The organism is Halomonas daqiaonensis (genome assembly GCF_900109725.1).
GTDB lineage: Bacteria > Pseudomonadota > Gammaproteobacteria > Pseudomonadales > Halomonadaceae > Halomonas > Halomonas daqiaonensis.
Window position 1 is genome coordinate 40380 of sequence record NZ_FOBC01000018.1, and the last position, 27000, is coordinate 67379.

Consider the following 27000-nt stretch of genomic DNA (forward strand, 5'->3'; position numbering starts at 1 on the left):
CCTAGAGGGAAACGCCGCGCTTCCAGGGAATGAAATCGTACTGGGCGAGTGCCACGGCCTTCGGACGGTAGCGCCCCGAGGCAGCGTCGATGCAGAGCCTGAGCAGTCGGTCGGCGAGGTCGTCGATACTCGCCTCTCCTCGAATCACGGGGCCGGCATCGAAATCGATGACATCAGCCATGCGGTTGGCCATTTCACTGTTGCTCGAAATCTTCAGCACCGGAGTGATCGGATTGCCGGTCGGGGTGCCCAGTCCAGTGGTGAACATGATCAGGTTGGCGCCCGAGCCGGCCAGGCCGGTGGTGGATTCCACGTCGTTGCCTGGGGTGCAGAGCAAGTTGAGCCCTCTGCGGGCCTGAGGCTCGGTGTAGTCGAGGACATCGACCACCGGACTGTCGCCTCCCTTCCTGGCGGCACCGGCGGACTTCATGGCATCGGTGATCAGGCCGTCGCGGATGTTGCCCGGCGAGGGATTCATGGAGAAGTCGGCACCGACCCTGGCGGCATGGTTCTGGTAAGCGGTCATCAGGTCGCGGAACCGCTCGGCCACTCGATCATCGCGGCATCTCGCCAGAAGTTCGTGTTCCACACCACAGAGTTCGGGGAACTCGCTGAGGATGCCGCTACCACCCAGGGCCACCAGGCGATCGATGACTCCTCCCACCACGGGGTTCGCCGAGAGGCCGGAAAAGCCATCCGAGCCGCCGCATTCCACGCCGATGGTGAGTTCCGAGAGGGGGGCCGGTCTACGCTCGACCCGATTGGCCTCGGCCAGGCCATCGAAGATGGTGGTCAGTGCCTGGCGGATTAGATCCTCCTCACTCAAGCTGGCCTGCTGTTCCAGGTAGTGCACCGGACGCAAGCCATCCGGGTCGCGCCTCTCGACCGCATTCCTGAGCATCTGGATCTGGGCCTTCTGGCAGCCCAGGCTGAGCACCGTGGCACCCGCCACATTGGGATGGCAGATATAGCCGGCGAGCAACTGGCAAAGGGCGTTGGCATCGTCGTCGGTGCCGCCGCAGCCGAGCGTATGGGTGAGAAAGCGGACCCCGTCGACATTGGAGAAGAGGCGCTCCGGAACGGGCTCGGGGGCCTCGTCCAGGGCCGCTGCGCCCTTCAGCAATTCACGCGCCATTTGCTTGTATTCACGGAAGGGGTCGTCTCCCAGGGCATCCGCAACGCACTGGCGAAGCACCTCGATATTGCGGTTCTCGCAGAACACCAGGGGAACCACCAGCCATACGTTAGCCGTGCCGACACGGCCATCAGGGCGGTGGTAGCCCTCGAAGGTGACGTCCTCGAAGGCACCGACCTCCGGTGCCTGCCAATGCCCGCGACGCGCCTGGGGCACGGCGGTATCGGTATTGTGCTCGATGTTCTCGGTGGTGACGGCGCCGCCCTCGGCGATGGGGGCCGTCACCCGGCCGACAGTAACGCCATACATGATCACGCTGTCGCCCACCTCGAACGATGTCAGGGCGAACTTGTGCTTGTGGCGGATCGGCTCGGCAAGCCGGATACGGCGATCACCGTCGTCGATCTCGCTGTCGGCTGGCAGGTCCTTGAGGGCCACGCGGACATTGTCGGCGGCATGCACGCGCAGGCTGTCCAACTGGCCGGCGTCACGGGCGATGGTCTGGTTCATGGCAGGCTCCGGGTTTCAGGCTGATGGCGCGAGTTGGACCATGGCCTTGATCACGCCATGGGAGGGGTCGCACCAGCGGGGCATGGTGTCGGGAACCTCGGTGAGCTCGGCACGGTGGGTGATCATTGCGCTCTCCTGCAGCCGGCCGGCCGCCATCAGGCTTGCGACACGGTCGAAATCCTCGCGGGTGGCATTGCGGCTGCTGAGCAGGGTCATCTCCCGGCGATGGAAGTCGGGGTCGTTGAAGGTGATGTCAGACTTGACGATGCTCACCAGCACGTAATGGCCCCCGTGGCCGACGAAGTCGAACCCCTTCTGCATGGCATGGGCGTTGCCGCTTGCATCGAACACCACATCGGCCATGGCGCCGTCACTGATGCTCGCCAGGAACTCGACGGGATCCTCCTGCATGGGGTTGAGGGTCAGCTCGATGCCCAGCGTCTCGCGGCAAAAGGCAAGACGCTGTTCGCTGGGGTCGATCACGACCACCCTGGCACCGCTCTCGCGGGCGAACTGCACGACGCCCATGCCGATCGGGCCGGCGCCGACCACCACCGCCAGCGAGTCGCCATCCAGTTCGCTGCGCCGCACGGCATGGGCACCGATGGCCAGGCACTCCATCAGGGCCAACTGGTCGAGGGACAGGCTCGAGGAGGTGATGAGGTGGTCGGTCGGGACCACCAGCAGGTCGCACATGCCGCCATCCCGGTGCACGCCGATTACCTGCATATGCTGACAGCAGTTTGTCAGGCCCTTGCGGCAGGCACGGCACTCGCCACAGTGCAGGTAGGGGATCAACGAGGCGTTCTGCCCCACCAGTGCCTGGTCACGACCGTCACCCACCTCCACGATCTCGCCGGCCAGCTCGTGGCCCAGCACCCGGGGGTAGCTGAAATAGGGCTGGTTACCGCCATAGGCGTGGATATCGGTGCCGCAGATGCCGATGCGCCGGATGCGCAGCACGGCTTCGCCGGCACCACAACTAGGTGCCTTTCTCTCTTCGCATTCCATGAGTCCCGGGCGGGTACAGACGACGCTGCGCATCGATGGTTTCCTCTCGTTCAGGTGGACTCGTCGGCGATGACCAACTGATGCTGCTCGCCTAGCCCCTCGATCCCCAGGCGCATGCGCTGACCGGGCCTGAGGTAGACAGGCGGCTTCTGGCCCATCCCCACCCCCGGCGGAGTGCCGGTGGAGATGACATCGCCGGGCTGCAGGCTCATGAAGCGGCTGAGATAGCTGATCAGGACGGGAACCTGGTAGACCATGGTTTCTGTACTGCCGTCCTGGTAGCGGTGGCCGTCTACCTCCAGCCACATGGCCAGCTGGTGGGGGTCGGCGACCTCGTCGGGGGTCACCAGCCAGGGCCCCAGGGGGCCGAAGGTGTCGCAGCCCTTGCCCTTGTCCCAGGTACCGCTACGCTCGAGCTGGTATTCGCGCTCCGAGACGTCGTTGATCACGCAGTAGCCGGCCACGTGGTCCATGGCATCGGTTTCTTCGATATAGCGGCCCCCCTTGCCGATGACCACGCCGAGTTCGACTTCCCAGTCCGTCTTCTGTGAGCCACGCGGAATCCTGACATCGTCGTTCGGGCCACAGATGGCACTGGTCCACTTGTTGAACACCACAGGCTCCGGGGGAACCTGGGCGCCGGTCTCGGCGGCATGGTCGGAATAGTTGAGGCCGATGCAGATGAATTTGCCGACCCGGCCGACACAGGGGCCGAGGCGGGTATCGGCGGGAACCTCGGGAAGTCGGTCGGTATCCAGGTCTGCGAGGGTTGCCAGCCGTTCCCTGTCCAGATGGGGTCCGTCCAGATCGGGCAGGTGGGCCGAGAGGTCGCGAATGACCCCGTCAGGGTCCACCAGGCCGGGTTTCTCGTGGCCACTCGGACCGAATCGCAGCAGTTTCATGATGGTATTCCCTTGTTCTTGAAAGATGGGTTTCAGGAGAAGATTTCTAGTAGATAGTTTTCAAGAGCTTGTTTCCGAGAGGTCTCGCAGGGGCTCTCTCAGGCGAGCCAGCCACCATCGATGATCTGCACCGTGCCGGTGGTATAGCCGGATTCGTCGGCGGCCAGGTAGGTGGCGAGTGCGGCGATTTCTTCCGGCATGCCGAGCCTACCGAGGGGTTGGCGGGCGATGAAGTCGGCATAGACGTCGGCCTCGTCGCGACCCTGCTGTTGCGCCTGTTCACGGATGCGCTCTCGCAGCGAGGGCGATTCGACGGTACCGGGGCAAATGGCATTGCAGCGAATTCCCTGACCGATGTAGTCGGCGGCGACCGACTTGGTCAGGCCGATCACCGCGGCCTTGCTGGTGCCGTAGGCGAAACGGTTGGGCACGCCCTTGAGGCTGGAGGCCACCGAGGCCATGTTGATGATGCTGCCGCCACCCCCGTCGATCATGCTGGGCAAAAGGGCGCGGATTATGCGATACATGGCGATGACATTGAGCGACAGCGAGAATGCCAGCTCTTCTTCTTCGCACTCCATCAGGGATCCGCTGGCGACATGGCCGGCACAGTTGAAGAGGATGTCGAGGGGCGGCAAGTCGCCCTTCAGGACAAGGATGGCATCGGCATCGAGAACATCGAGTCGCCTGGTCTCGATGCCGTTGGCATCGGCCAGGTCGCGCAGCTTGTCGGGGTCGAGATCGGTGGCGATGACCCGGGCGCCCTCCTCGGCAAAGCGCAGGGCACTGGCTCGGCCGATGCCCTGGCCTGCGCCGGTGATCAGTGCTGTCTTGTTGTGCAATCGCATTGGCGGTTCCGTGATTTCCTGGTAATCGGCAACCGGTCGCTGCAAGGGCATTTGCCGGAGCCTGTCTTCGGAACAGTATCCCGCACGTCACATGGTTGGTTGCATGGTATGACAGGATGCTAGCTTTCAAGCATTCTGGAGTATGGCTCAGTTTCTCAGGCCCATCAAACGTCATATTGCGTGTATGTGCACCATACTTCAGGATATGGCGAAATCCTGTCCTGGTGGTTGCACCCGTGAATGCAAAGCCCGTCAAAACCCTCCAACGTCTCAATGTTGCCGAATTCCTGGCCGAGTCCATCTTCTCCGGCGTCTATCGACCGGGGGATTTCGTCCCTCGGGAAATTGATCTTTGCGAACAGTTCGCGATCAATCGCTCGGCGGTACGCAGCGACCTGCGCCGCCTCGTGGATGTCGGGATCATCGAGCGTATCTCGGGTCATGGCTCCAAGGTCAGGGAGTACGAGGACTGGAACATCCTCGATCCCGTGGTGACCGACTGGATAACCCGCTACGCCTCGCCAAATCCCAGAATCCAGCGGGAGATCCTCGCCTTTCGCCTGGATGTCGAGCCCTATGTCGCCATGACGGCCGCCCGTCACGCCAAGGCGCGTGATCTCGTGGCCATCGAGGAAGCTTTCGAGGGGATGGGCAAGAATCTCTACGATGCGACCTGCGCCGAGGAGCGTCGACTGCACAGCGACTACGACGTCGCCTTCCATGTCGCCATCTTCAAGGCAACCCACAACATCGTCTGGTCCCAGCTGTCGCACATCCTGCGCCCCTCCATCTATCTGCTGGTGTCCGAATCCAACATCAGCACCACGGATCCCGAGGAAAGCCTCGAACGTCATCGACAAGTGATGGAGCACATCCGTGCCCGCAACCCGCGAGAAGCCTTCCTGGCCGCCCAGGCAGTGCTCGAGGGAACCGCCAAGGCGCTGGGTATCGAGACCGGCGACAGCCGGTTGGGGAAGGAACTGGAACTACTGTGAGGGGGTCGACGCCCTGTATAAGGAGAGTGGCGTCGGCAGTATGACAGTCTTACGGGAGTCGGATGAAAAGCAGCAAATCCATGTTCAGTCAGGGACAGCATGATTCTGCATGTTGTCCCTGACCTGCCATGTCACGCTTCGCGCTTGCCATCCACCAGGCGGCTCACGCCGAGGGGGTTGCCCTCCTTGAGTGCCTCGGGCAGCAGGCCTGCAGGCAGCGCCTGGTAGCAGACCGGGCGCAGGAAGCGGAAGATGGCCGCGCTGCCCACCGAGGTGGTGCGGCTGTCAGAGGTGGCCGGATAGGGGCCGCCATGCACCATGCTGTGGCAGACTTCCACCCCGGTCGGCCAGCCGTTGGCCAGTATCCGTCCCGCCTTGCGCTCGAGCGTGGGCAGTAGGCTGCGTGCCATGTCGAGGTCGGCATCGTCCATCTGCAGGGTGGCCGTGAGCTGGCCCTCGAGCCTCTCGGCGATCCGCTGCAGCTCGTCGTTGCTGGCGCAGGCCACCACCAGAGAACAGGCCCCGAAGACCTCCTGGCGCTGCAGGGTTTCGTCGCCGAGGAAATCCGCCGCCGTGGTGACGAAGAGGCCGGCCTGGCACTGATTGGTACCCGAGCCCGCCTGGCCGCGTGCCACTTCACGTACGCCGTCGTGGCCAGCGTAGTATGCCACGCCCTCCTGGTAGGCCTCGTGGGTGCCCGGGGTAAGCATGGTCTGGGCGGGGCTCTCCTTGACCGCTTCGCCGGCGGCGTCGAGGAAGGCATCCAGTGACTTGCCCTCGTGAGCGATCACCAGGCCCGGGTTAGTGCAGAACTGGCCGGCGCCCATGGTCAGCGAACCGACGAAGCCTTCGGCGATCTTGTCGCCGCGCGCCTTGAGCGCCTCCGGCAGCAGGAACACCGGGTTGATGCTGCTCATCTCGGCGTAGACCGGGATCGGCTCCGCGCGGTTCTGGGCGATCGTCATCAGGGCGGTACCACCGCTGCGCGAGCCGGTGAAGCCCACCGCCTTGATGCGCGGGTCGGCGACCAGCGCGGCGCCCACCTCGCGGCCGGAGCCGAACAGCAGCGAGAACACGCCTTCGGGCAGGCCGCAGGCTTTGACCGCCTTCTGCAGGGCGCGGCCCACCAGCTCGGAGGTGCCGGGGTGCGCCGAGTGCGCCTTGACCACCACCGGGCAGCCGGCGGCCAGGGCCGAGGCGGTATCGCCGCCGGCGACGGAGAATGCCAGGGGGAAGTTGCTGGGGCCGAAGACCGCTACGGGCCCCAGGGCGACGTGGCGCTGGCGCAGGTCGGCTCGGGGCATCGGTTCCCGATCAGGCATGGCTGGATCGACGCGCACGTCGAGCCATTCGCCGGCGCGCACCACACCGGCGAAGAGGCGCAGCTGGCCGCAGGTGCGGCCGCGTTCGCCCTCGAGGCGCGGCCGGGGCAGCCCGCTCTCGGCCATGGCGCGCTCGATCAGGTCATCGCCGATGGCCTCTATCTCGCTGGCAATGGTCTCGAGGAACACCGCCCGCTCCTCCGGGGAGGTCTCGCGGTAGGTATCGAAGGCCGTCCAAGCCAGCTCGCAGGCCTGGGTGACCTCTTCCTTGCCGCCGCCGACATAGGTGGGCTCCAGGGTCTCGTCGGTAGCGGGATTGATAGCGTTGATGGGATTCGCGTTTCCGCTGACGGCCTTCTGGCCAATCAGTAGCTTGCCTTCCAATGCCATGATGTTCTCCTGGTGTTGGTTCAGAGTGAGGGAATCTCGACGGTTGCCGAGGTCACTGCCTCGAAGCGCAATGCATTGCGCAGCGGCCTTCCGAAGTCGGCCAGGGCGATCTCGAAGCGGTCGCCTTCGCGGGTCCGGATGCCGTCGGCGAAGCTCAGCGTCGCTGTGCCGAAGAAGTGCACGTGTACGTCCCCCGGCCGCCTGAAGTTGGCGTACTTGAAGTGGTGATGCTCCAGGTTGGCCAGGCTGTGGGCCATGTTGGCCTCGCCGGTCAGGAACGGCTTCTCCCATAGGGTCTCGCCGTCGCGCACGATGCGGCTGGTGCCCTCCAGGTGGGAGGGCAGCTCGCCGACCAGCAACTCCGGCCCGAAGCTGCAGGCTCGCAGCTTCGAGTGGGCTAGCCAGAGGTAGTTGAAGCGCTCGGTGACATGGTCGGAGAACTCGTTGCCGATAGCGAAGCCGACCCGCCAGGGCGTGCCGTCGTCGCCGATCACGTAGAGCCCGGCGAGCTCCGGCTCCTCTCCGGCGTCTTCGGCGAAGCCGGGTACCGGGATCTCGGCTTCCGGGGCCACCACGCAGCCGCCATCGCCCTTGTAGAACCACTCCGGCTGGGCGCCGGTCTCGCCGGCGGCGGGCTTGCCGTTCTCGACCCCCAGCTTGAACATGCGCATGGAGTCGGTCAACTCGGCATCGTCGGCCTGGGCCTTGGCGTGCATGGCCGAGCGGGTATCGGCACTGCCCAAGTGGGTCAGGCCGGTGCCGGTGACCAGGCAGTGGGCCGGGTCGGGATGGGTCAGTGGCAGCAGCAGGTGCTTCTCGTCAATCAATTGCTGGTAGTCGAGCCGCGTCTCGGTGAGGGCGGAGGCGACGACATCCTCGAGCGGCTTGCCGCGACCGATGGCTCGCCGCGCCAGGGTCAGGGTATCGGCATCGAGCAGCCTGACCTGCTTTTCGTTCTCCACCAGGGCGGCGCGAACCTGGCCCTGATGATCACACTGGATCAATCGCATGGTGGTTTCCTCATGGAAGGGGAGTTGAGAGTCGTCAAAGCGGCCAGATGGCCAGTTGCGGCCACATCAGGAGGGCGGCGAGGACACACAACTGGATTGCCATGAAGGGCAGTACCGAGAGATAGATGTCCTGCAGGCTGATATCCGGCGGTGCCACGCTCTTGAGATAGAAGGCGGCGGGGCCGAAGGGAGGTGAGAGGAATGACACCTGCATGTTCACGGCAAAGAGGATGCCGAACCAGATGGGATCGAAGCCCAGCTGGACGACGATGGGCAGGAAGATCGGCAGGGCCAGCATGGCGATGCCGATCCAGTCGAGGAACAGCCCCAGTATCAGCATGATCGCCATCATCACCATGATGATCACGATGGGGGCCACATCGAGCCCCAGGATCATGCCCGATACGAAGCGATTGCCGCCCATCAGGTTGTAGACACCCACCAGGGCCGCAGCCCCGATGCCGATCCAGATGATCATGCCGCAGGTGTTCATCGTCTGGCCCAGGCTGTGGTGCAGCATGCCCATGGCGAACTCGCCGCGCACGGCGATGGCCAACAGCACCCCGAACACCCCCATGGCGGCGGCCTCGGTTACCGAGGCGATACCGCCGTAGATGGTGCCCAGCACCAGGAAGGCGATCATCCCCGGCAGCACGATGGCCTTGACGGCATCGAGCTTGCTGGCAAAGGGGTTGTCCTGGGTGGACTCGTCCAGAGGTGGGCCCAAGGCAGGGTTCTTCAGGCAGCGCACCAGCACGTAGGCGATGTACGACCCCATGAGGATCACCGCCGGGGTCACCGCCGCGGTGAACAACTCGGCGATTGATACGCTGGCGATCAGGCCGTAGATGATCAGCACGATCGACGGTGGCATCATGGTGCCGAGAGCACCGCCGGCGCACACTACGCCGATGGAAAGTCGCTTGTCATAGCCCAGGCGAAGCATCTGCGGCAGTGCCAGAATGCCCAGCAGCACGATCTCCCCACCGATGATTCCCGAGAGCGCAGCAAGGAAGAAGGCTACTACGATAGTCTGTACCGCTACGCCTCCGGGCAGGCGTCCGGCGAAGACGCGCATGGCATTGAACAGGTCCTTGGCGATTCCCGAGCGGTCGAGAAGGGAAGCCATCAGCACGAACATCGGCACCGCCACCAGGGAGTACTCGGTGATGAAGCCGTAGACTCGGCTGGTTACCAGCGGCAGTGCCGTTTCACCGAACCAGCCGAAGGTGAAGACCATGGCCACCAGGCCAGTGATGAAGGCCAGCGGCAGGCCGGTCACAAGCAGCGCGAAGATCGCGCCGACCATCAGGATTGTCGCTGTTCCGATATCCATCAGCGTGTCTCCTTGTCAGCATGATCGGGCCTGGCCCTGATCGACTCGATCAGGTGCAGCACTGCCTGAAGCGTCATCAATGTCAGGGCGAAGAAGATCGTGCCCTTGACCATGGCGGGAAAGGGAGGATTCCAGGACGTTCCCGAACGCTCCAGCGACCACTCGCCGAGGGGATTGTGAGACGCGCCCCAGAACATTTGAAAGGCGGCATAGCTCATGGTCAGGCAGAAGACCAAGGTCAGGAGATCGTTGAGACGGTCCATCCAGCACTTCAGCCGGGGGCCGGCACCGTCATAGAGGACCTTGACGCGGATATGGCTGTTGCGTGCCATGGCAGCTGGTCCGCCGAGTGCGAAGATCACCGCGATCAGGAACACCACGGTCTCGTGCACCCAGGAGGTGGGGTTGTTGAAACCATAGCGCATGAAGACCTCGACCACGCTGATTCCCATGGCTAGCAGCACCAGCCAGGCAGCAACACGTGCACCGCGGGCTATCACGCGGTCGAGGGCGTTTCGTTCGGGGGATATCACCTCGACCTTTTCGAGAATGTCGGAAAGGTCTTGCGTGTCGGGAGAGAGGTCTTGTGTCTCAGGGATTTTCTGTGACATGGCTAGACTCTGCGCCCATCACCCGAGGGGCTGCTTCGGGTGATGGGCCGGTTGGGGGTGACAGATGCGGGATTAGAGCAGGTTGCGCGAGCGCAGGAAGGCGGTGGCAGAGTCGTAGATCTTCTGAGTCATTTCGTTCTCGCCGGCCCACTCTTTCCATTCCTGTTCCGCCGCGGTGCGGAACTCCTTGCGTTCCTCGGCGGGGAGGTCGAAGGGATGGACGTCAGGGTCTTCCTGAAGCTTCTGCAGGGTCTCGATGTCCTGCTGCTTGAGGCGCGCGATCAGGTCGTAGGCCATGCCGTCGAAGGCAATGTTGAGGGTGGTCCGTAGTTCCTCCGGCAGGCCGTCCCAGATATCCTTGTTGATCGATACGGCAATCATCGGCATGGAGTGGAAGCCGGGATAGAGGGGGTAGGGAGCGAAGGCGTGCAGGCCCATGGCGTCGTTGTTGGAAAGCACCGTGGAGTCGGCGGCATCGATCACCCCCTTCTCCAGGCCGGTATAGACTTCTGAGCCGGGCAGGTTGACGGGGGTGGCGCCGATGCGTTCGAAGATGTTGTAAACCATGCCTTGGGGGGCGCGGATCTTCAGTCCTTGGAAATCCTCGAGCGTCTTGATAGGCACGGTGGAGGGTACAGATTCCAGCGGGAAGGTCGCAGAGGCGATCAGGTGAGCGCCATAGGGCTCGACCAATTCGTTGTAGAGCTCTTCCCCGCCCCCGTACTTCATGTACTCAAGGAAGTCATACGGGTTCTGCCAGGCACCGACCAGGTTGCCGAGCATGCCGAAGGCAGGATCCTGACCGGAGAAGTAGCTGGGGTCGGTCATGTGGCCTTGGAGAATACCGGCACTGACGGCGCTCAGGGTTTCGGTGGGCCCGACCACAGCATTGATCGGCATGACTTCGATCTCGACCCGACCATCGGTCATCTGAGTGATCTTGTCGGCCCACTCCTGCTTGATCTTGAAGCTGGGTTCGCCGGAGGTCTCGGAAGCCTGGAACTTCCATTCGTATTCCGCCGCTTGCGCCGTGGATAGGCCGAGCAGCAGGGCCGAGCCGGTGAGGATCAGGCTGTGTTTGAGGTTGAGCATGTGAAGTCTCCGTCAGAGGTTCTTGTTGTGGCGCAATGAAACTGTGCGGCTATCCCGTAGTGGGCACCCTAAAGATTGAACATATCGGTAATTTGTTCAACATATACTTTCGTATGTGTCGACTGCGGGAGGGTGAGGGAGTACTTTCAGGGCACATCACCTCATTTCGGGGCAAGCCACGGCCTCAATCTCATGAAAGGAGACTCCTCGATGACCGATCGCAAGCGTCCGCTGCGCAGCGCCGAATGGTTCGGCACCGCCGACAAGAACGGCTTCATGTATCGCAGCTGGATGAAGAACCAGGGGATTCCCGACCACGAGTTCCAGGGCAAGCCGATTATTGGTATCTGCAACACCTGGTCGGAGCTGACGCCATGCAATGCCCACTTCCGCAAGCTTGCCGAGCACGTCAAGAAGGGCGTGTTGGAAGCGGGTGGCTATCCGGTGGAGTTTCCGGTGTTTTCCAACGGTGAATCGAACCTGCGGCCTACCGCGATGTTCACCCGCAATTTGGCGAGCATGGACGTCGAAGAGGCGATTCGTGGCAATCCCATGGATGCGGTGGTGCTGTTGGTGGGCTGCGACAAGACGACTCCGGCGCTTTTAATGGGCGCGGCGAGCTGTGACATACCGACGATCGTGGTGACTGGCGGCCCGATGCTCAATGGCAAGCACCAGGGTAAGGACATCGGCTCGGGCACCGTGGTCTGGCAGCTGTCCGAGCAGGTCAAGGCAGGCAAGATATCGATGCACGACTTCATGGCCGCTGAGGCTGGCATGTCGCGTTCGGCGGGCACTTGCAACACCATGGGTACGGCCTCGACCATGGCCTGTATGGCCGAGTCGCTGGGCACCTCGCTGCCGCACAATGCTGCTATTCCCGCCGTGGATTCCCGCCGCTACGTGCTGGCACACCTCTCCGGTAATCGCATCGTCGAGATGGTCAATGAAGACCTGAAGCTCTCCAGGGTACTGACCCGGCAGGCCTTCGAGAACGCCATTCGCACGAATGCCGCCATCGGTGGTTCGACCAATGCCGTGATCCATATCAAGGCGATCGCAGGGCGTATCGGTGTCGCCCTCTCCCTCGATGACTGGACACGCATCGGTCGCGGCACGCCCACCATTGTTGACCTTCAGCCCTCCGGGCGTTATCTGATGGAAGAGTTCTACTATGCTGGTGGCCTGCCCGCAGTGCTGCGCCGGCTAGGCGAGGCGGACCGGCTCCCGCATAAGGATGCCCTTACCGTCAACGGCAAGACATTATGGGAAAACGTCCAGGACGCTCCGCTTTATAACGAAGATGTGATTCGTCCATTGGACGCTCCGCTGGTTCCCGATGGGGGCATGTGCGTGCTACGCGGTAATCTCGCTCCCAACGGTGCGGTCTTGAAACCTTCGGCGGCGACCCCGGAACTGATGACGCACCGTGGCCAAGCAGTGGTCTTCGAGGATTTCGACGATTACAAGGCACGCATCAACGACCCCGCCCTGGATGTCGATGCCGACAACATCCTGGTTATGAAGAATTGTGGTCCTCGCGGCTATCATGGCATGGCCGAAGTCGGCAACATGGGTCTACCTTCGAAGCTGCTTGAGCAGGGAGTCACCGACATGGTGCGCATATCCGATGCACGGATGAGCGGCACCGCCTACGGCACCGTGGTGTTGCACGTGGCGCCTGAAGCCGCTGCCGGCGGCCCACTGGCGGTAGTCCGCAATGGCGACTGGATCGAACTCGATTGTGAGTCGGGGCGGTTGAACCTGGAAGTCAGTGACGAGGAGCTGACGTCGCGGCTGGAGCAAAGTGATGCCACTGCGGCCTCACGGCGCATCGCCAGTGACGGCGGCTATCGGCAGCTGTACATCGAACGTGTTTTGCAGGCTGACGAAGGCTGTGACTTTGACTTCCTCGTCGGTTGCCGTGGTGCTGAAGTGCCCAGGCATTCTCACTGATGATTGATTGGACCAGTCTCTGGACGACTATGCTTGTCGAAACGACGTTTATGGATCCCCGATTGGACAGGAGCCGTCATGACCGATAACACGCGCAAGATAACTCCAGAACGACTGCGTTCGCGCTGGTGGTTCGATAATCCTGAGCATCCAGGCACCACGGCGATCTGTATAGAGCGCTACATGAATTACGGGATAACCCTCGACGAGCTGACCAGCGGCAAGCCGATCATCGGTGTCTGTCAGTCCGGATCCGACCTGACCCCCTGCAACCGCCACCACATCGAGCTGGTCAAGCGGGTCAAGGATGGTATCCGTGCCGCCGGGGGTGTGCCCTTCGAGTTTCCCATGCACCCCATCCACGAGAACGCACGCCGACCCACGGCGGCGTTGGATCGAAACCTTGCCTACCTAGGCCTGGTCGAGGTGCTCCATGGCTATCCGTTGGACGGGGTGGTGTTCACCACCGGTTGCGACAAGACGACCCCGGCGGCCTTGATGGCCGGGGCCACTGTGAACATCCCCGCCATCGTGCTCTCTGGCGGGCCGATGTTGAATGGCTGGCGCGACAACGAACGCGTTGGCTCGGGAACCATCATCTGGGAGCTGCGCAAGCGCCTGGCTGCCGGCGATATCGATTACGACGAGTTCCTGGCGCGTGGTGCCGATTCGGCGCCCTCGGTGGGCCATTGCAATACCATGGGCACCGCCTCGACCATGAATTCCATGGCCGAGGTACTGGGCATGAGCCTGCCCGGTTCGGCGATGATTCCGGCGCCCTACAAGGAGCGCCCGATCGTCGCCTACCAGACCGGTGAGCGTATCGTCGAGATGGTCTGGGAGGACCTGCGGCCGCTGGACATCCTGACCCGTGAGGCGTTCGAGAACGCCATCGTGGTCTGCTCGGCTCTGGGTGGCTCTACCAATGCCCCCATCCATATCAACGCCATCGCCCGGCATAGCGGCATCGAGCTGACCAACGACGACTGGCAGGCACTGGGCCATGAGATCCCGCTGCTGGCCAATGTCATGCCGGCGGGGGCCTATCTCTCCGAGGAGTTTCACCGTGCCGGTGGCGTGCCCGCCGTGGTGCATGAACTGCTCGCTGCCGGACGGCTCAACGGCGATTCCCTGACCGTCAACGGCCAAACACTCGCCGCTAACGTGCAGGGTTGCGAGACCCGCGATACCGAGGTGATCCGTCGCTACGACAATCCCCTGGTCGAGCATGCCGGTTTCCTCAATCTCAAAGGCAACCTCTTCGACTCGGCGCTGATGAAAACAAGCGTGATTTCCCGGGAATTTCGCCGACGCTTCCTCGAGGACAGCGAAGACCCGAATGCCTTCGAGAGCAAGGTGGTGGTCTTCGACGGCTCCGAAGATTACCACGCCCGAATCGACGACCCCGAACTCGGTATCGACGAGCGTACCCTGCTGGTGATGCGCGGCGCGGGTCCCGTCGGCCACCCGGGCGGTGCCGAGGTAGTGAATATGCAGCCACCGGAAGCCCTGATCCGGCGCGGTATCGAATCGCTGCCGTGCCTGGGGGATGGTCGCCAGTCGGGTACCTCTGGCTCGCCATCGATTCTCAATGCTTCCCCGGAGGCTGCCACCGGCGGCGGTCTGGCCCTGCTCGAGGATGGCGACCGGCTACGCATCGATCTGACGAGTGGCGAAGTCCGCCTCCTGGTCGACGACAGCGAGATCATGGCGCGGCGCGAACGTCTCGAGAAAGCGGGCGGCTACCGTTATCCGGATCACCAGACCCCCTGGCAGGAGATTCAGCGCGGCCTGGTCGAACCCCTCGACCGCGGCATGATCCTGACGACGGCGACGCAGTATCGTGACGTGGCCCGCAGGAGCCCGCCGCGGGACAACCACTGAGGCCTCAGCGGGCCAGCCAGCCGCCGTCTACCGCCAAGGCGTGACCATTGACGTAGGCGGCTGCCGGCGAGCAGAGGAAGACCACCGCCCCGGCCAGGTCTTCCGGCTTTCCCCAACGCCCTGCGGGAATACGGTCGAGTATCTCTGCACTGCGCTGCTCGTCCTCGCGCAGGGCCTGGGTATTGTCTGTGGCCATGTAGCCCGGGGCGATGGCGTTGACGGTGATGTCGTGGGTCGCCCATTCGTTGGCCAGCAGGCGAGTCAGGCCGAGGATGCCACTCTTGCTGGCGGTATAGGAAGGTACGCGGATGCCCCCCTGGAAGGAGAGTACCGAGGCGATGTTGACGATTCGCCCCGGTGCCTGGCGCTCAACCAGGTGGCGAGCGACCTGCTGGGCGAGGAAGAAGGCCGCCTTGAGGTTGACGTCGACCACGGCGTCCCAGTCTTCTTCCGAGAATTCCAGCGCCGGCGCCCGCCGTATGGTGCCGGCATTGTTGACTAGAATATCCAGCTGTTTGGCGGCTTCCAGTGCCCGTGCGACGATCTCCCCCGGCGTGTCCTTATCGAGTTCAGCCTGAACGTCGAAGAAGCGCCGACCCTGGGCTTCCACCGCGGCGCGTGTCTCGTGCGCAGGGCTGCGGTTCACGCCGACAATGTCGGCTCCGGCTTCTGCCAGGGCCACGGCCATGGCCTGACCGAGTCCCTTGTTGCAGCCGGTGACCATGGCCACCTGGCCTTTCAGCGAGAAAAGTGTCATCCAGCGAGCCTCCTTAGAACGGAAAATGGCCGGGCATTTCAGGTCCGGATTGGGGCGGGTTCGATGAGTCCGCTTATGACCCGCAGGAGTTCGCTGGCGTGACGGATGCCTATGGCCCCCTCGGAAGTGATTTCCTCGTCGGGGAAGTGATTGAAATGGACGACTTGCATGCCGGTAGCCAGGCCGGCGGCCACGCCCACTGCGGCTGATCCAAAATTTAGGAGAGACTCGCCTCCATCCCCATTGCCCTTTAGTTGTACTGAGGAGACTTCATGATCCATGGCGCTTTTCCCAGGCCGCCTCGTCGACCATCATGCCCAGCGTCTTGCCGTGGACGTCACTCCCGAAGTGCGTCTCGCCGATGCTTGCCTGCCAGTCGCCGTGTCTTACGAACTCGGCAAGTTGTGCTTCGTTGAGGCGTCCGTAAGCCAGGATTTTTTTGTCATGATGGTTCTCCCAGATTGGCTTCCAGTTCAGCGAGTCGCTCGCGGTGGGGAAGGCCCTCCATGTCGCCGATCACCTGGACTGCCTCGGCGCCAATCAGGTTGCCGCGGCGTACCGCTTCCCGGGGAGAGCGGCCGTCGAGCAGGGCACTGATAACGCCCACGGCGAAGCCATCGCCGGCCCCCACGGTGTCAACTATCTTGGCGACCGGGAAGCCGGGCAGGGTGAAGCTTTCTTTGCTGCCCCCTAGGTGGCCACGGTAGTAACTGCCCTCGGGACCCAGCTTGATGATCACCGCCTTGGCCCCACGTTCAAGATAGAAGTCGGCGATCGCCTCGGGGCTGTCATGTCCGGTGAGCAGCCGGCCCTCGGCCAGGCCGGGCAGCACCCAGTCGGCCCTGGCCGCCAGGGCGTTCAGGGTTTTGCACATCTCGGCCTCGCTTGGCCACAGGCTGGGGCGCAGGTTGGGGTCGAAGGAGATGCTGACGCCTGCTTCCCGTGCTTGTTCCAGCATATGGTAGGACAACTCCCGGGCCCTGACGGAGAGCGCCGGGGGGATGCCGGTGGCGTGCAGGTGGCGTGCCGCGGTGAAGTCCACCTCGGCGGCATCGTCCAGGCAGAGCTGGCTGGCGGCGCTGTTGCGACGAAAGTATTCGACCCGTGGGTCAGCGCCGCCGTCGGCTCGCTCCTTGAAGACCAGGCCGGTGGCATGTTCCGTGTCGCTGATCAGGTGGCGGCAGTCCAGCCCCTCTTGCTCTAGGGTACGGCGGATGAAGGTGCCGAAGCCGTCATCGCCGACCCGACTCAGCCAGCCTACGTGGAAGCCCAGTCGTGCCAGGCCGATGGCAACATTGGTGTCGGCACCGGCGATGCGCCGCTGGAAGGTCTCGACCTCGGCCAGTTCGCCAGGGGTCTCGGCGACGAACATTGTCATGGCCTCACCGAAGGCAAGGATTTCCGGAGCGGGAGAAGCAGGGGCGGACATGGGATACCTCGCAGTGTCGTAAAGTGTTGCCGGTACTTCTTGGCGCTGGGTAGGCTGCCAACGTCAGGGGCCATGTGACAGAAGGGTTCTTAGACGTTTCTTGTAGATTTGGCCTGATCAAGCAGGTGTCCACTACCAATCAGGTAGATCATCGCGATGAAATTGGCCTCGTTCCGGTCGCCACGTGTGCGCGACTTGCTCGCCTGGAATGAACTGTTCATGCCTTTTAGACGTGCGTTGGTCAGGCCGGAAATGCAGCACCTTACCACCTGCTCGCCGTGGCGCTCCAGCGTCGTCAGGGCCTTCGCCGTCGGCTTGAGAAGCCGCTGGTCGGCAACCGTCTTCCGCATCTCCGAGAAAACCGGCACGGTTCTCGGTCATTGAGACCGACGACCCTACAAAAATGACATGCCAAATCACGACGCCTTGCGCTACATTTGTAGGGGGAACTTGTCTAATCACGACAAACAGACACAGGCAAGCGTCCAGATAGCGACATAATAATAACCTGTGTACGCTCCTCACAGGAGTCTAGCCATGACCCTCCCCTCTCAGGTATCGCACAAGCCGGCCGCTCCGCATTCCATCGGATTCCTGCTGCTGGAAAATTTCACCCTTTTCTCTCTGGCTTCAGCCATTGAGCCGTTGCGCATGGCCAATCAGCTGGCCGGGCGCGAGCTATATCGCTGGTATACGCTCAGCGTCGACGGCCAACCGATAAGAGCAAGCGATGGCTTGCAGGTCACTCCCGATGCGGCGCTCTCGGTGCCGTTGAGTCTCGACATGGTCATCGTCTGTGGCGGCGTCGGACCCAATCGCAGCGTGCAGCGTGAGCATATCGCCTGGCTGCAGTCCCAGGCTCGTCTATCGCGACACCTGGGTGCCATTTGTACCGGCAGCTGGGCGCTGGCCAAGGCAGGCTTGCTGGATGGCTACGAGGCAAGCATCCACTGGGAGTGCTTGGCGGCCATGCAGGAGGCCTTCCCGCGGGTGATACTGACGCCGCGGCTGTTCTCTATCGATCGCGACCGTGTCTCCTCTTCCGGTGGCACTGCACCACTGGACATGATGCTCACCCTGATCAGTCGTCATCACGGGCGGGAGCTTGCCGCCGGCATCTCGGAGATGTTCATCTGCGATCGGGTGCGCGGGGAGAGCGACCAACAGCGAGTACCACTAAAACATGTGCTCGGTACCACCCAGCCCAAGCTGCTGGAGATCGTCGCCCTGATGGAAGCCAATCTGGAGGAGCCCATCGGGCTCGACGAATTGGCGGACTATGTCGATCTGTCGCGTCGCCAGCTCGAGCGGCTGTTTCAGAAACATCTACTCTGTGCGCCGTCGCGCTACTACCTCAAGCTGCGTCTGACCCGCGCCCGCCAGTTGCTCAAGCAGACCTCCTTCTCGATCATCGATGTGGCTTCTGCCTGCGGCTTCGTCTCCACGCCGCATTTTTCCAAGTGCTATCGCGAGTTCTTCGGCATACCGCCCCGGGATGAACGACTGGGGATCACCACGCCGGAATTCTCGCCGCCGACCCTGAAGAAGGAAGACGCTACCCTGTTGAAGTCCGCCACCTTCGAGCCGCTGTCGGCGGGACCGCCCTCCAGCGCCGGGGTTGCCCTCGACCAGGCACGGGGCGAGCCCACTTACGCCAGCGTCAAGATCAAGCAGGGAGAGGGAGTGTGACGGTCTCCGGTGCTACTCACCTGACCTCGTAAAGGAAGCGCCCCGGGGCTGAACTGCCATCAGGGGAGACCAGGCTCGTCGTGATTGCGTCCGCCATGACGTTTTTGGAATTCTCACCGTCGCTTCCAAACGCCGATTCGGGGTTGGCCAGGGATATGCTGCCGGCAAGTCCATAACAACGCCGGAGCCTTCCCCATGACCCCACGTGAGCTGCATGACGATGCCATCGTTATCGATGGCCTGATTATCGCCAAATGGAACCGCGAGCTGCTGGAGGATATGCATCGCGGTGGCCTGACCGCTGCCAACTGCACTGTCTCGGTGTGGGAGGGTTTCCAGGCCACCGTCGACAATATCGTCAGGTCCAGCTCGCTGATGGCCGAATGCAGCGACCTGGTGCGTCCCGTGCGCACCACCGCCGATATCACCCGCGCCAAGGAGGAGGGCAAGACCGGCATCATCTTCGGCTTCCAGAATGCCCATGCCTTCGAGGATCAAATCGGCTACGTCGAGGTCTTCAAGCAGCTCGGCGTGGGTATCGTGCAGATGTGCTACAACACCCAGAACCTGGTAGGTACCGGTTGTTACGAACGTGATGGCGGGCTTTCCGGCTTCGGTCACGAGATCGTCGCCGAGATGAACCGGGTAGGCATCATGTGCGATCTCTCCCATGTCGGCGCCAGGACCTCCGAGGAGGTGATTCTCGCTTCCAATAAGCCCGTCTGCTACTCCCACTGCCTGCCCTCCGGTCTCAAGGAGCATCCTCGCAATAAGTCCGACGAGGAGCTCAAGTTCATCGCCGACCATGGCGGCTTCGTCGGTGTCACCATGTTCACTCCTTTCCTGCGTGCCGGCATCGACGCCACCATCGATGATTACGTCGAGGCTATCGGTTACGTGATGAATATCGTTGGTGAGGACGCCATCGGTATCGGCACCGATTTTACCCAGGGTCATGGTCAGGATTTCTTCGAGTGGTTGACCCACGACAAGGGCTATGCGCGTCGTCTCACCAGCTTCGGCAAGATCATCAATCCCGAAGGCATCCGTACGGTTGGCGAGTTCCCCAATCTTACCGAGGCGTTGCTCAGGCACGGCTACAGCGAGCTTCAGGTCAGGAAGATCATGGGCGAGAACTGGGTGCGGGTCCTCAAGGATGTCTGGGGCGCCTGATGGCCAGCTAAGGGCCGCGAGCGTTTCCCGCAGCCCCTCTCGATAGTTCATAGAACCCTGATGCTTATAACGACAATTCCGAGGAAAGTACCCGTGACCAAAATAGCCCCTGAACTGCCCATCGAGGTGGACGTAGAGACCGGCATCTGGACCACCGATGCGCTGCCGATGCTCTATGTGCCGCGGCACTTCTTCATCAACAACCACATCGCGGTGGAAGAGGCGCTGGGCGCCGAGAAGTACGCCGAGATTCTCTATCACGCCGGTTACAAGAGCGCCTGGCACTGGTGCGAAAAGGAGGCCGAACTGCACGGTCTCGAGGGCGTGACGGTATTCGAGCACTACATGACGCGGCTGTCCCAGCGCGGCTGGGGAAGGTTCATCACCGAAGCGATCGACTTGGAGGCGGGCACCGCCCGAGTGCGCCTTGAGCACAGTGCCTTCGTCTATCAGTTGGGCAAGGTGGATCGCAAGATCGAGTACATGTTCACCGGCTGGTTCGCCGGTGCCATGGACCAGATCCTGGCCGCACGTGGCAGTGACCTGCGCACTGTCGCCGAGCAGACCCAGAGTGGCGCCGAGAAGGGGTGCGAGGTCGGCTATTTCGAGGTCAAGCCGCGGTTCGACGCGCAGCAGCAGGGTTGAGGGGACATTCACCATGGCATTCGATGCAATCTTTCAGCCGATCCAGATCGGCAAGCTCACCATTCGGAACCGGGTGGTCAGCACCGCCCACGCCGAGGTGCATGCCACCGACGGAGGCATGACGACTGAGCGCTACGTCAAGTATTACGAGGAGAAGGCCAAGGGCGGCTGTGGCCTGAGCATCTGCGGCGGCTCCTCGGTGGTCTCCATCGACAGCCCACAGGGCTGGTGGAGCTCGGTGAACCTCTCCACCGATCGCATTATCCCGCACTTCCAGAACCTGGCGGACGCCGTCCACAAGCATGGCGGCAAGATCATGATCCAGATCACCCACATGGGTCGCCGCTCGCGCTGGGACGGTTTCGACTGGCCGAGCCTGGTCTCGCCGTCGGGGATCCGTGAGCCGGTGCACCGCTCCACCTGCAAGACCATCGAGGAGGAGGATATCTGGCGGATCGTCGGGGATTTCGCCCAGGCCGCACGCCGGGCCAAGGCAGGGGGCCTCGACGGCGTTGAGCTTTCCGCCGTGCACCAGCACCTGATCGACCAGTTCTGGAGCCCGCGGGTCAACAAGCGCGAGGACCAGTGGGGCGGCAGCTTCGAGAACCGCATGCGATTCGGAATGGAGGTGCTCAAGGCGGTGCGTGCCGAGGTCGGCGACGACTTCGTGGTAGGCATGCGGATCTGCGGTGACGAGTTTCATCCCGATGGCCTTTCCCACGACGACATGAAGCAGATCGCCGCCTACTACGATGCCACCGGCCAGGTGGATTTCTTCGGTGTGATCGGCTCGGGCTGCGATACCCACAACACCCTGGCCAACGTGATTCCCAACATGTCCTACCCGCCGGAGCCCTTCCTGCACCTGGCGGCAGGCATCAAGGAAGTGGTCAGCGTGCCAGTGATCCATGCCCAGAACATCAAGGATCCCAACCAGGCCCAGCGCATCCTCGAGGGCGGCTATGTGGACCTGGTCGGCATGACCCGGGCGCATATCGCCGACCCGCACCTGATCGCCAAGATCAAGATGGGCCAGGTGGACCAGATCAAGCAGTGCGTGGGCGCCAACTACTGCATCGACCGCCAGTACCAGGGCCTGGACGTGCTGTGCATCCAGAATGCCGCCACCTCCCGCGAGTACATGGGCCTGCCGCATATCATCGAGAAGAGCGAAGGGCCCAAGCGCAAGGTCGTGGTGGTGGGCGGTGGTCCCGGGGGCATGGAGGCGGCCCGCGTCGCTGCCGAGCGCGGCCACGATGTCACCCTGTTCGAGGCCGCCGAGGCGCTCGGCGGCCAGATCAGCATCGCCGCCCAGGCCCCGCAGCGCGACCAGATCGCCGGCATCACCCGCTGGTTCCAGCTGGAGCTGGCGCGGCTCAAGGTCGACCTGCGCCTGGGGACCCGCGCCGATGAGGCGACGCTGCTCGATCTCCGCCCGGACATCGTGGTCCTGGCCACCGGCGGTCATCCTTTCCTGGAGCAGGATCCGGCGTGGGGCTACTCGGAGAACCCCGAGGAGAGCCTGGTGGTGAGCACCTGGGACGTGCTCAACGGCAAGGTGGCCCCGGGCAAGAACGTGCTGATCTACGACACCATCTGCGAATTCTCCGGGCTCTCGGCGGCGGACTACCTGGCCGAGAAGGGCGCCAAGGTCGAGATCGTCACCGACGACATCAAGCCGGGTGCCGCGGTGGGGGGGACCACCTTCCCCACCTATTACCGCAGCCTCTACGACAAGGAGGTGATCATGACCTCCGACCTGCTGCTGCACAAGGTCTACCGGGAAGGCGACGGCCTGGTGGCGGTGCTCGAGAACGAGTACACCGGTGTTCAGGAGGAGCGAGTGGTCGATCAGGTGGTGGTGGAGAACGGAGTGCGTCCCGACGAGGCGCTCTACTACGCCCTCAAGGAGCAGTCACGCAACCGCGGCCAGGTCGATCTCGAGGCGCTCTTTGCGATCAAGCCGCAGCCTTGCCTTTCTGAAACGGGCGATGGCTTCCTGCTGTTCCGGCTCGGGGACTGCAATGCGCCGCGCAATACTCATGCGGCGATCTACGATGCCCTGCGGATCTGCAAGGATTTTTAACCCCTAGCTGTAAGCTGTAAGCCGGATGCTGTAAGAGGAGAGATAACTTACCGCTTACAGCTTAAGGCTTACAGCTCCTCATCGAGGAGAGGTGAGCGAGATGCTCGAGACCCTGTTGCCCATACTTATCTTCGCCGCCCTGGCGCTGGCAGTGCTCGGTGCCGTGCGGCGTATCCGCCTCTGGCGCCAAGGACGGCCTGCCAGGGTCGCCATTCTCGGTGGCCTTGCTGCCATGCCCCGGCGCTACCTGATCGATCTGCACCATGTGGTGGCCCGCGATAAGGTGATGTCCAATACCCATGTGGCCACCGCGGGGGGCTTCGTGTCGGCGGCAGCCCTGATGATACTGGTTCACGGCCTGGGTTTTGACACGCCCCTGCTGGGCGGCCTCCTCCTCGCAGCCAGCACGGTGATGTTCGCAGGCAGCCTTTTCGTCGCTCGGCGACGCCTTGATCCGCCGGCGCGTCTCTCCAGGGGCCCCTGGATGCGCCTGCCGAAAAGCCTTCTAGCCTTCTCCCTGGGTGTCTTCCTGATCACCCTGCCCACTATCGGCGTTCTGCCGCCAGGCTTTTCACAAGGAGCGGGTCACTGGCTGCTGGCGCTGGTGCTGGCGGCGCTGGTGACCTGGGGCCTTGGCGAGATGTTCTTCGGCATGACCTGGGGCGGGCCCATGAAACACGCCTTCGCCGGTGCCCTCCACCTGGCTTTCCATCGTCGTCCCGAGCGCTTTTCGAGCAAGAACGGCCACGCGGGGCGCTCCACTGGCCTCAAGGCGCTGAATCTCGAAAATCCCGAGGCGCCACTGGGCGTCGAAACACCGGTTGACTTTACCTGGAACCAGCGCCTCGGTTTCGATGCCTGCGTACAGTGCGGGCGTTGCGAGGCGGTTTGCCCGGCCTTCGCCGCCGGCCAGCCGCTCAATCCCAAGAAGCTTATCCAGGACATGGTGATAGGGATGGTCGGTGGCAGTGATGCCGCCTACGCGGGTAGCCCCTACCCCGGAAAGCCCCTGGGCGAGCACCATGGCGATCCCCAGGGTCCCATCGTGGCGCGCCAAGGCAAGGCGCTGGTGGATGCCGAGACCCTCTGGTCCTGCACCACCTGCCGTGCCTGCGTCGAGGAGTGTCCGATGATGATCGAGCATGTGGATGCCATCGTCGACATGCGTCGTTTCCTGACCCTGGAGCACGGCAATACGCCGAACAAGGGAGCCGAGGTGCTCGACAACCTGATTGCCACCGACAATCCCGGTGGTTTCGATCCGGGTTCGCGTCTGCACTGGGCGGCGGATCTCGATCTGCCACTGATGTCGGACGTCAAGCAGGTGGATGTGCTGCTGTGGCTGGGTGACGGTGCCTTCGATATGCGCAACCAGCGCACCCTGCGCGCACTGGTGAAAGTGCTGCGGGCTGCCGGCGTCGATTTCGCGGTGCTCGGAAACGAGGAGCGGGACAGCGGCGACGTGGCACGACGGTTGGGCGACGAGGCCACCTTCCAGTCGCTGGCCCGGCGCAATATCGCCACCCTGTCCCAGTACCGCTTCCTGCGTATCGTCACCTGCGATCCCCACAGCTTCCACGTGCTGGGCAACGAGTATGGAGAGCTCGGTGGTAACTATACCGTTTCTCACCATTCCACCTATATCGCCGAGCTGCATGATGCGGGCAGGCTCGCTTTTGCGCCCTGGAAGGGTGGCAAGGTCACCTACCATGATCCCTGCTATCTCGGTCGCTACAACGGCGAATACGAGGCACCGCGCAATGTGCTCAAGGCACTGGGCATCGATGTGGCCGAGATGGGGCGTTCGGGATTTCGTTCGCGCTGCTGCGGGGGAGGCGGTGGCGCGCCGATCACCGACATCCCCGGCAAGCAGCGGATTCCCGACATGCGCATGAACGATGTCAGGGAAACCGGCGCCGAGCTCGTGGCGGTGGGTTGCCCGCAGTGTACCGCCATGCTGGAAGGCGTCGTGGATACCCCCGCAGAGGTGCGCGATATTGCCGAACTGGTGGCAGATGCCTTGGTGCTCGAGAGTGACTCGGGCAGAAGCAAGCATCGCAATCAGCCGGCTTTCGAGGAGGTGACGTGATGACCGACGACGTGATGACAGGAATAGCGCGTCGCGATCCACGCAAGGAGTGGATCGCCCGTAACCGCCTGCACCCTGAGCATGACCGGGTGCTGGCCGAGCTGGGGAAAGGGTCAGCCGCGGCCATCGAGTGGATGGGCCCTCATGGAGTGATCCGCAAGAATCCCCATACGGCGGGTTTTATCGGGCCCAGCGGGCTCAAGCGCATCGATCGCAGCGGCCTCCAGCAGGGAGGCGCCCCGAGCGTTGCTGTGAGAGCGCGCCAGGAGAGCCGCCGGCGTATCGATATTGCCTCGCCCGCCTTCCTCGTCGCGGTGGTCCCGGAAATGGGTGGCGGGCGACTCTCGCATCATGACCGCGATCTGCTGGGCCTGGCTCGCCAACTGGCCGATGCCGACCCCGACCGGCCTGGTGCCGTGCTGGCCGTGCTCTTTGGGGGCTACAAGGGCGAGGGAGAAGGCGAGCCGAAGGAGCGGGCGCTGGGCGAGGCCGGTATCGACCGCCTCCTGCACCTCACAAGTGACGAATACGAGGGCTTCGCACCGGAGGCGCGGCTCGCGGCGCTGGCCGCGGCGGAACGTGAACTGGCACCACGCCACTGGCTGCTGCCCGACTCCCCCCTCGGGGGGGCTGATCTGGGTCGCCGCCTGGCCATGCGATTGGAGGAAAGGCCCGCTACCGGCGTCTGGCAGCTCGAGGCCGATGCAACCTGCACGCTGGGCTGGCGCTGTACCGCACGCGGTGCCGCCGGCAGCCTGGATATCCAGCGGCCCCTGCCGCGCGTGGCGCTGGTATTGGCGGAGTGCGCCGAACCGGTCAGCGATACCCTGCATGCGGCTGAGGAACTTACCCTGAACGTCGAGCTGCCTGCCAACCTGACACGTATCGAGGATCTCGGCCAGGTCGCCGTGGATCCCGCTGCCATCTCTCTGGGCGAGGCCGAGTTCATTCTCTCTGCCGGCAACGGTGTCACTGATTGGGAGGGCTTCCACCATGCCGCCCAGTGTCTGGGAGCCACGGAAGGGGCCTCGCGAGTGGCGGTGGACAATGGGTTCATGCCCCGCGATCGCCAGGTAGGTGCCACCGGTACCTGGGTTACCGCCCGGGTCTATGTGGCGGTGGGCATCAGCGGGGCCATCCAGCATCTGCAGGGCATCCAGAGCTGCGAGAAGGTAGTGGCCATCAACTCCGATCCCGGCTGTGACATGATCAAGCGGGCAGACCTGGCGGTGATCGGTGATGCGAACGAGGTACTGGCCGCCCTGGTCGATCTGGTGGAGAGCCGTCGACCGCAGGCAAAGAGAGGAGAATCCCGCGATGCAGCCTGATTCACGACCCTTCGAGGTGGCGGTGCTGGTCTCGGTCGGTCGCCATCCCCTGACCGGCCGGGCTCGGCGTGCCGATCACGATGCCCGTGGCCTCGAACTGGCCCTCGGCTTGGGCAGACATCTTGATCGGCTCCAGGTACGGGCGGTGCATGCCGGTCGCCATGACAGCGGAAATGACACCGCCCTGCGAGGATACCTGGGCATGGGCCTCGCGGAGTTGACCCTCGTGGAGCAGCCTGACGGAGCCGATGTGATCCCCGCCCTGGCCACCGTGCTGACCCGTTCCCCACCGCAACTGGTGGTGACCGGCAGTCGTGCCGAGTGCGGTGAAGGCTCGGGTCTGGTTCCCTATGCCCTGGCCGAGCGGCTGGGCTGGCCGCTGGTCAATGGCGTGGTCGAGGTGGAGTCTATCGACAATGGTGTGGCGACGCTTCTGCAGGCACTGCCCCGGGGCCAGCGTCGCCGCCTGGCAGTGCGCCTGCCGGCCATCCTCAGCGTGGACGGTGCAGCCCCCGCGGCTCGTCAGAGCGCCTTTGGCCCGGCCCAGCGAGGAGAGCTGGCCCCCCTTCAGGAAGCCGGCGTCATTGACGAGGCCTTTGCCGAGTGGACATTCTCGCCGGCCCGGCGGCGTCCCAAGCGCCTGAAGATCATCAAGGCGACCTCGGCACGGGAACGATTCAAGGCGGCTGCCGCCAAGGCGGAGGGGGGCGGTGGCCAGGTGTTGAGCAATGTCACTTCCGAGCAGGGTGCCGAGGCAGTCTACAAGCTTCTCGAGGAGGAGGGTGTGCTGCGCTGAGAGCGA

General features: G+C 63.4%; 22 protein-coding genes. 10 read left to right on the forward strand and 12 right to left on the reverse strand.

What is annotated here, in order from left to right; translation table 11 throughout:
• Position 1: 1 nt before the first annotated feature.
• The 4 genes from BMY30_RS13800 to BMY30_RS13815 form a co-directional block, all read right to left on the reverse strand.
• The gene (locus BMY30_RS13800) at positions 2–1645 is read right to left on the reverse strand and encodes a UxaA family hydrolase (protein ID WP_089714689.1); all 1644 of its coding nucleotides are present in this window, start codon (positions 1643–1645) and stop codon (positions 2–4) included.
• A gap of 15 nt (positions 1646–1660) precedes the next feature.
• The gene (locus BMY30_RS13805; protein ID WP_089714690.1) at positions 1661–2689 is read right to left on the reverse strand and encodes a zinc-binding alcohol dehydrogenase family protein; all 1029 of its coding nucleotides are present in this window, start codon (positions 2687–2689) and stop codon (positions 1661–1663) included.
• A 17-nt stretch (positions 2690–2706) separates the two neighbouring features.
• On the reverse strand, positions 2707–3558 hold the full coding sequence (locus BMY30_RS13810) for a fumarylacetoacetate hydrolase family protein (protein ID WP_089714692.1): 852 nt from the start codon (positions 3556–3558) through the stop codon (positions 2707–2709).
• A 98-nt stretch (positions 3559–3656) separates the two neighbouring features.
• Entirely contained in the window at positions 3657–4406 is a 750-nt protein-coding gene (locus BMY30_RS13815) for an SDR family oxidoreductase (protein ID WP_089714694.1), read from the reverse strand.
• Positions 4407–4642: 236 nt separating this feature from the next.
• On the opposite strand from BMY30_RS13815, the gene BMY30_RS13820 reads away from it, so the two are divergent.
• Positions 4643–5401: a FadR/GntR family transcriptional regulator gene (locus BMY30_RS13820; RefSeq protein WP_244516218.1), complete on the forward strand. Its 759-nt coding sequence runs from the start codon at positions 4643–4645 to the stop codon at positions 5399–5401.
• A 131-nt stretch (positions 5402–5532) separates the two neighbouring features.
• Here the strand turns inward: BMY30_RS13820 and BMY30_RS13825 are convergent, their stop codons facing one another.
• The 5 genes from BMY30_RS13825 to BMY30_RS13845 all read right to left on the reverse strand — a co-directional run bounded on the left by BMY30_RS13825 (position 5533) and on the right by BMY30_RS13845 (position 11162).
• Complete coding sequence (locus tag BMY30_RS13825) at positions 5533–7113, reverse strand: aldehyde dehydrogenase (NADP(+)) (RefSeq protein ID WP_089714698.1); 1581 nt, start codon at positions 7111–7113, stop codon at positions 5533–5535.
• 20 nt (positions 7114–7133) lie between these two features.
• Positions 7134–8123 (reverse strand): AraD1 family protein, encoded by a 990-nt coding sequence (araD1, locus tag BMY30_RS13830; RefSeq protein WP_089714700.1) that lies wholly within the window; start codon positions 8121–8123, stop codon positions 7134–7136.
• Positions 8124–8157: 34 nt separating this feature from the next.
• Positions 8158–9459, reverse strand: coding sequence for a TRAP transporter large permease (locus BMY30_RS13835; protein WP_089714702.1), 1302 nt, complete (start codon positions 9457–9459; stop codon positions 8158–8160).
• Positions 9459–10070, reverse strand: coding sequence for a TRAP transporter small permease subunit (locus BMY30_RS13840; protein WP_089714705.1), 612 nt, complete (start codon positions 10068–10070; stop codon positions 9459–9461). The genes BMY30_RS13835 and BMY30_RS13840 overlap by 1 nt, the downstream gene beginning before the upstream one ends.
• A gap of 72 nt (positions 10071–10142) precedes the next feature.
• The gene (locus tag BMY30_RS13845) at positions 10143–11162 is read right to left on the reverse strand and encodes a TRAP transporter substrate-binding protein (RefSeq protein ID WP_089714708.1); all 1020 of its coding nucleotides are present in this window, start codon (positions 11160–11162) and stop codon (positions 10143–10145) included.
• Positions 11163–11372: 210 nt separating this feature from the next.
• Here BMY30_RS13845 and BMY30_RS13850 point away from each other — a divergent pair, with 210 nt between their 5' ends.
• Positions 11373–13118: an IlvD/Edd family dehydratase gene (locus BMY30_RS13850; RefSeq protein ID WP_089714710.1), complete on the forward strand. Its 1746-nt coding sequence runs from the start codon at positions 11373–11375 to the stop codon at positions 13116–13118.
• Between the two features lie 78 nt (positions 13119–13196).
• Entirely contained in the window at positions 13197–15002 is a 1806-nt protein-coding gene (locus BMY30_RS13855; protein ID WP_089714712.1) for an IlvD/Edd family dehydratase, read from the forward strand.
• Between the two features lie 4 nt (positions 15003–15006).
• Here BMY30_RS13855 and kduD read toward each other — a convergent pair whose 3' ends face one another.
• From kduD to BMY30_RS13875, 3 genes are all read right to left on the reverse strand, one after another.
• Positions 15007–15759, reverse strand: coding sequence for a 2-dehydro-3-deoxy-D-gluconate 5-dehydrogenase KduD (gene kduD, locus BMY30_RS13860; RefSeq protein ID WP_089714714.1), 753 nt, complete (start codon positions 15757–15759; stop codon positions 15007–15009).
• A gap of 442 nt (positions 15760–16201) precedes the next feature.
• The gene (locus BMY30_RS13870) at positions 16202–17188 is read right to left on the reverse strand and encodes a sugar kinase (RefSeq protein ID WP_089714718.1); all 987 of its coding nucleotides are present in this window, start codon (positions 17186–17188) and stop codon (positions 16202–16204) included.
• 89 nt (positions 17189–17277) lie between these two features.
• Complete coding sequence (locus tag BMY30_RS13875; protein ID WP_244516219.1) at positions 17278–17556, reverse strand: transposase; 279 nt, start codon at positions 17554–17556, stop codon at positions 17278–17280.
• Positions 17557–17725: 169 nt separating this feature from the next.
• Here BMY30_RS13875 and gbdR point away from each other — a divergent pair, with 169 nt between their 5' ends.
• From gbdR to etfB, 7 genes are all read left to right on the forward strand, one after another.
• The gene (gene gbdR / locus BMY30_RS13880) at positions 17726–18877 is read left to right on the forward strand and encodes a choline metabolism transcriptional regulator GbdR (RefSeq protein WP_089714720.1); all 1152 of its coding nucleotides are present in this window, start codon (positions 17726–17728) and stop codon (positions 18875–18877) included.
• 195 nt (positions 18878–19072) lie between these two features.
• Complete coding sequence (locus BMY30_RS13885) at positions 19073–20050, forward strand: dipeptidase (protein ID WP_089714722.1); 978 nt, start codon at positions 19073–19075, stop codon at positions 20048–20050.
• Positions 20051–20143: 93 nt separating this feature from the next.
• Positions 20144–20695, forward strand: a complete 552-nt coding sequence (locus BMY30_RS13890; protein ID WP_089714725.1) for a DUF5943 domain-containing protein — start codon at positions 20144–20146, stop codon at positions 20693–20695.
• Positions 20696–20708: 13 nt separating this feature from the next.
• Entirely contained in the window at positions 20709–22781 is a 2073-nt protein-coding gene (gene dgcA, locus BMY30_RS13895; RefSeq protein WP_089714727.1) for a dimethylglycine demethylation protein DgcA, read from the forward strand.
• 100 nt (positions 22782–22881) lie between these two features.
• Positions 22882–24870, forward strand: coding sequence for a (Fe-S)-binding protein (locus BMY30_RS13900; protein WP_089714729.1), 1989 nt, complete (start codon positions 22882–22884; stop codon positions 24868–24870).
• A gap of 14 nt (positions 24871–24884) precedes the next feature.
• Positions 24885–26198 carry an electron transfer flavoprotein subunit alpha gene (etfA, locus tag BMY30_RS13905; protein WP_089714762.1) on the forward strand — a complete coding sequence of 438 codons (1314 nt, stop codon included), beginning with the start codon at positions 24885–24887 and terminating at the stop codon, positions 26196–26198.
• Entirely contained in the window at positions 26188–26994 is an 807-nt protein-coding gene (etfB, locus tag BMY30_RS13910; protein WP_089714731.1) for an electron transfer flavoprotein subunit beta, read from the forward strand. The genes etfA and etfB overlap by 11 nt, the downstream gene beginning before the upstream one ends.
• Positions 26995–27000: the final 6 nt, after the last annotated feature.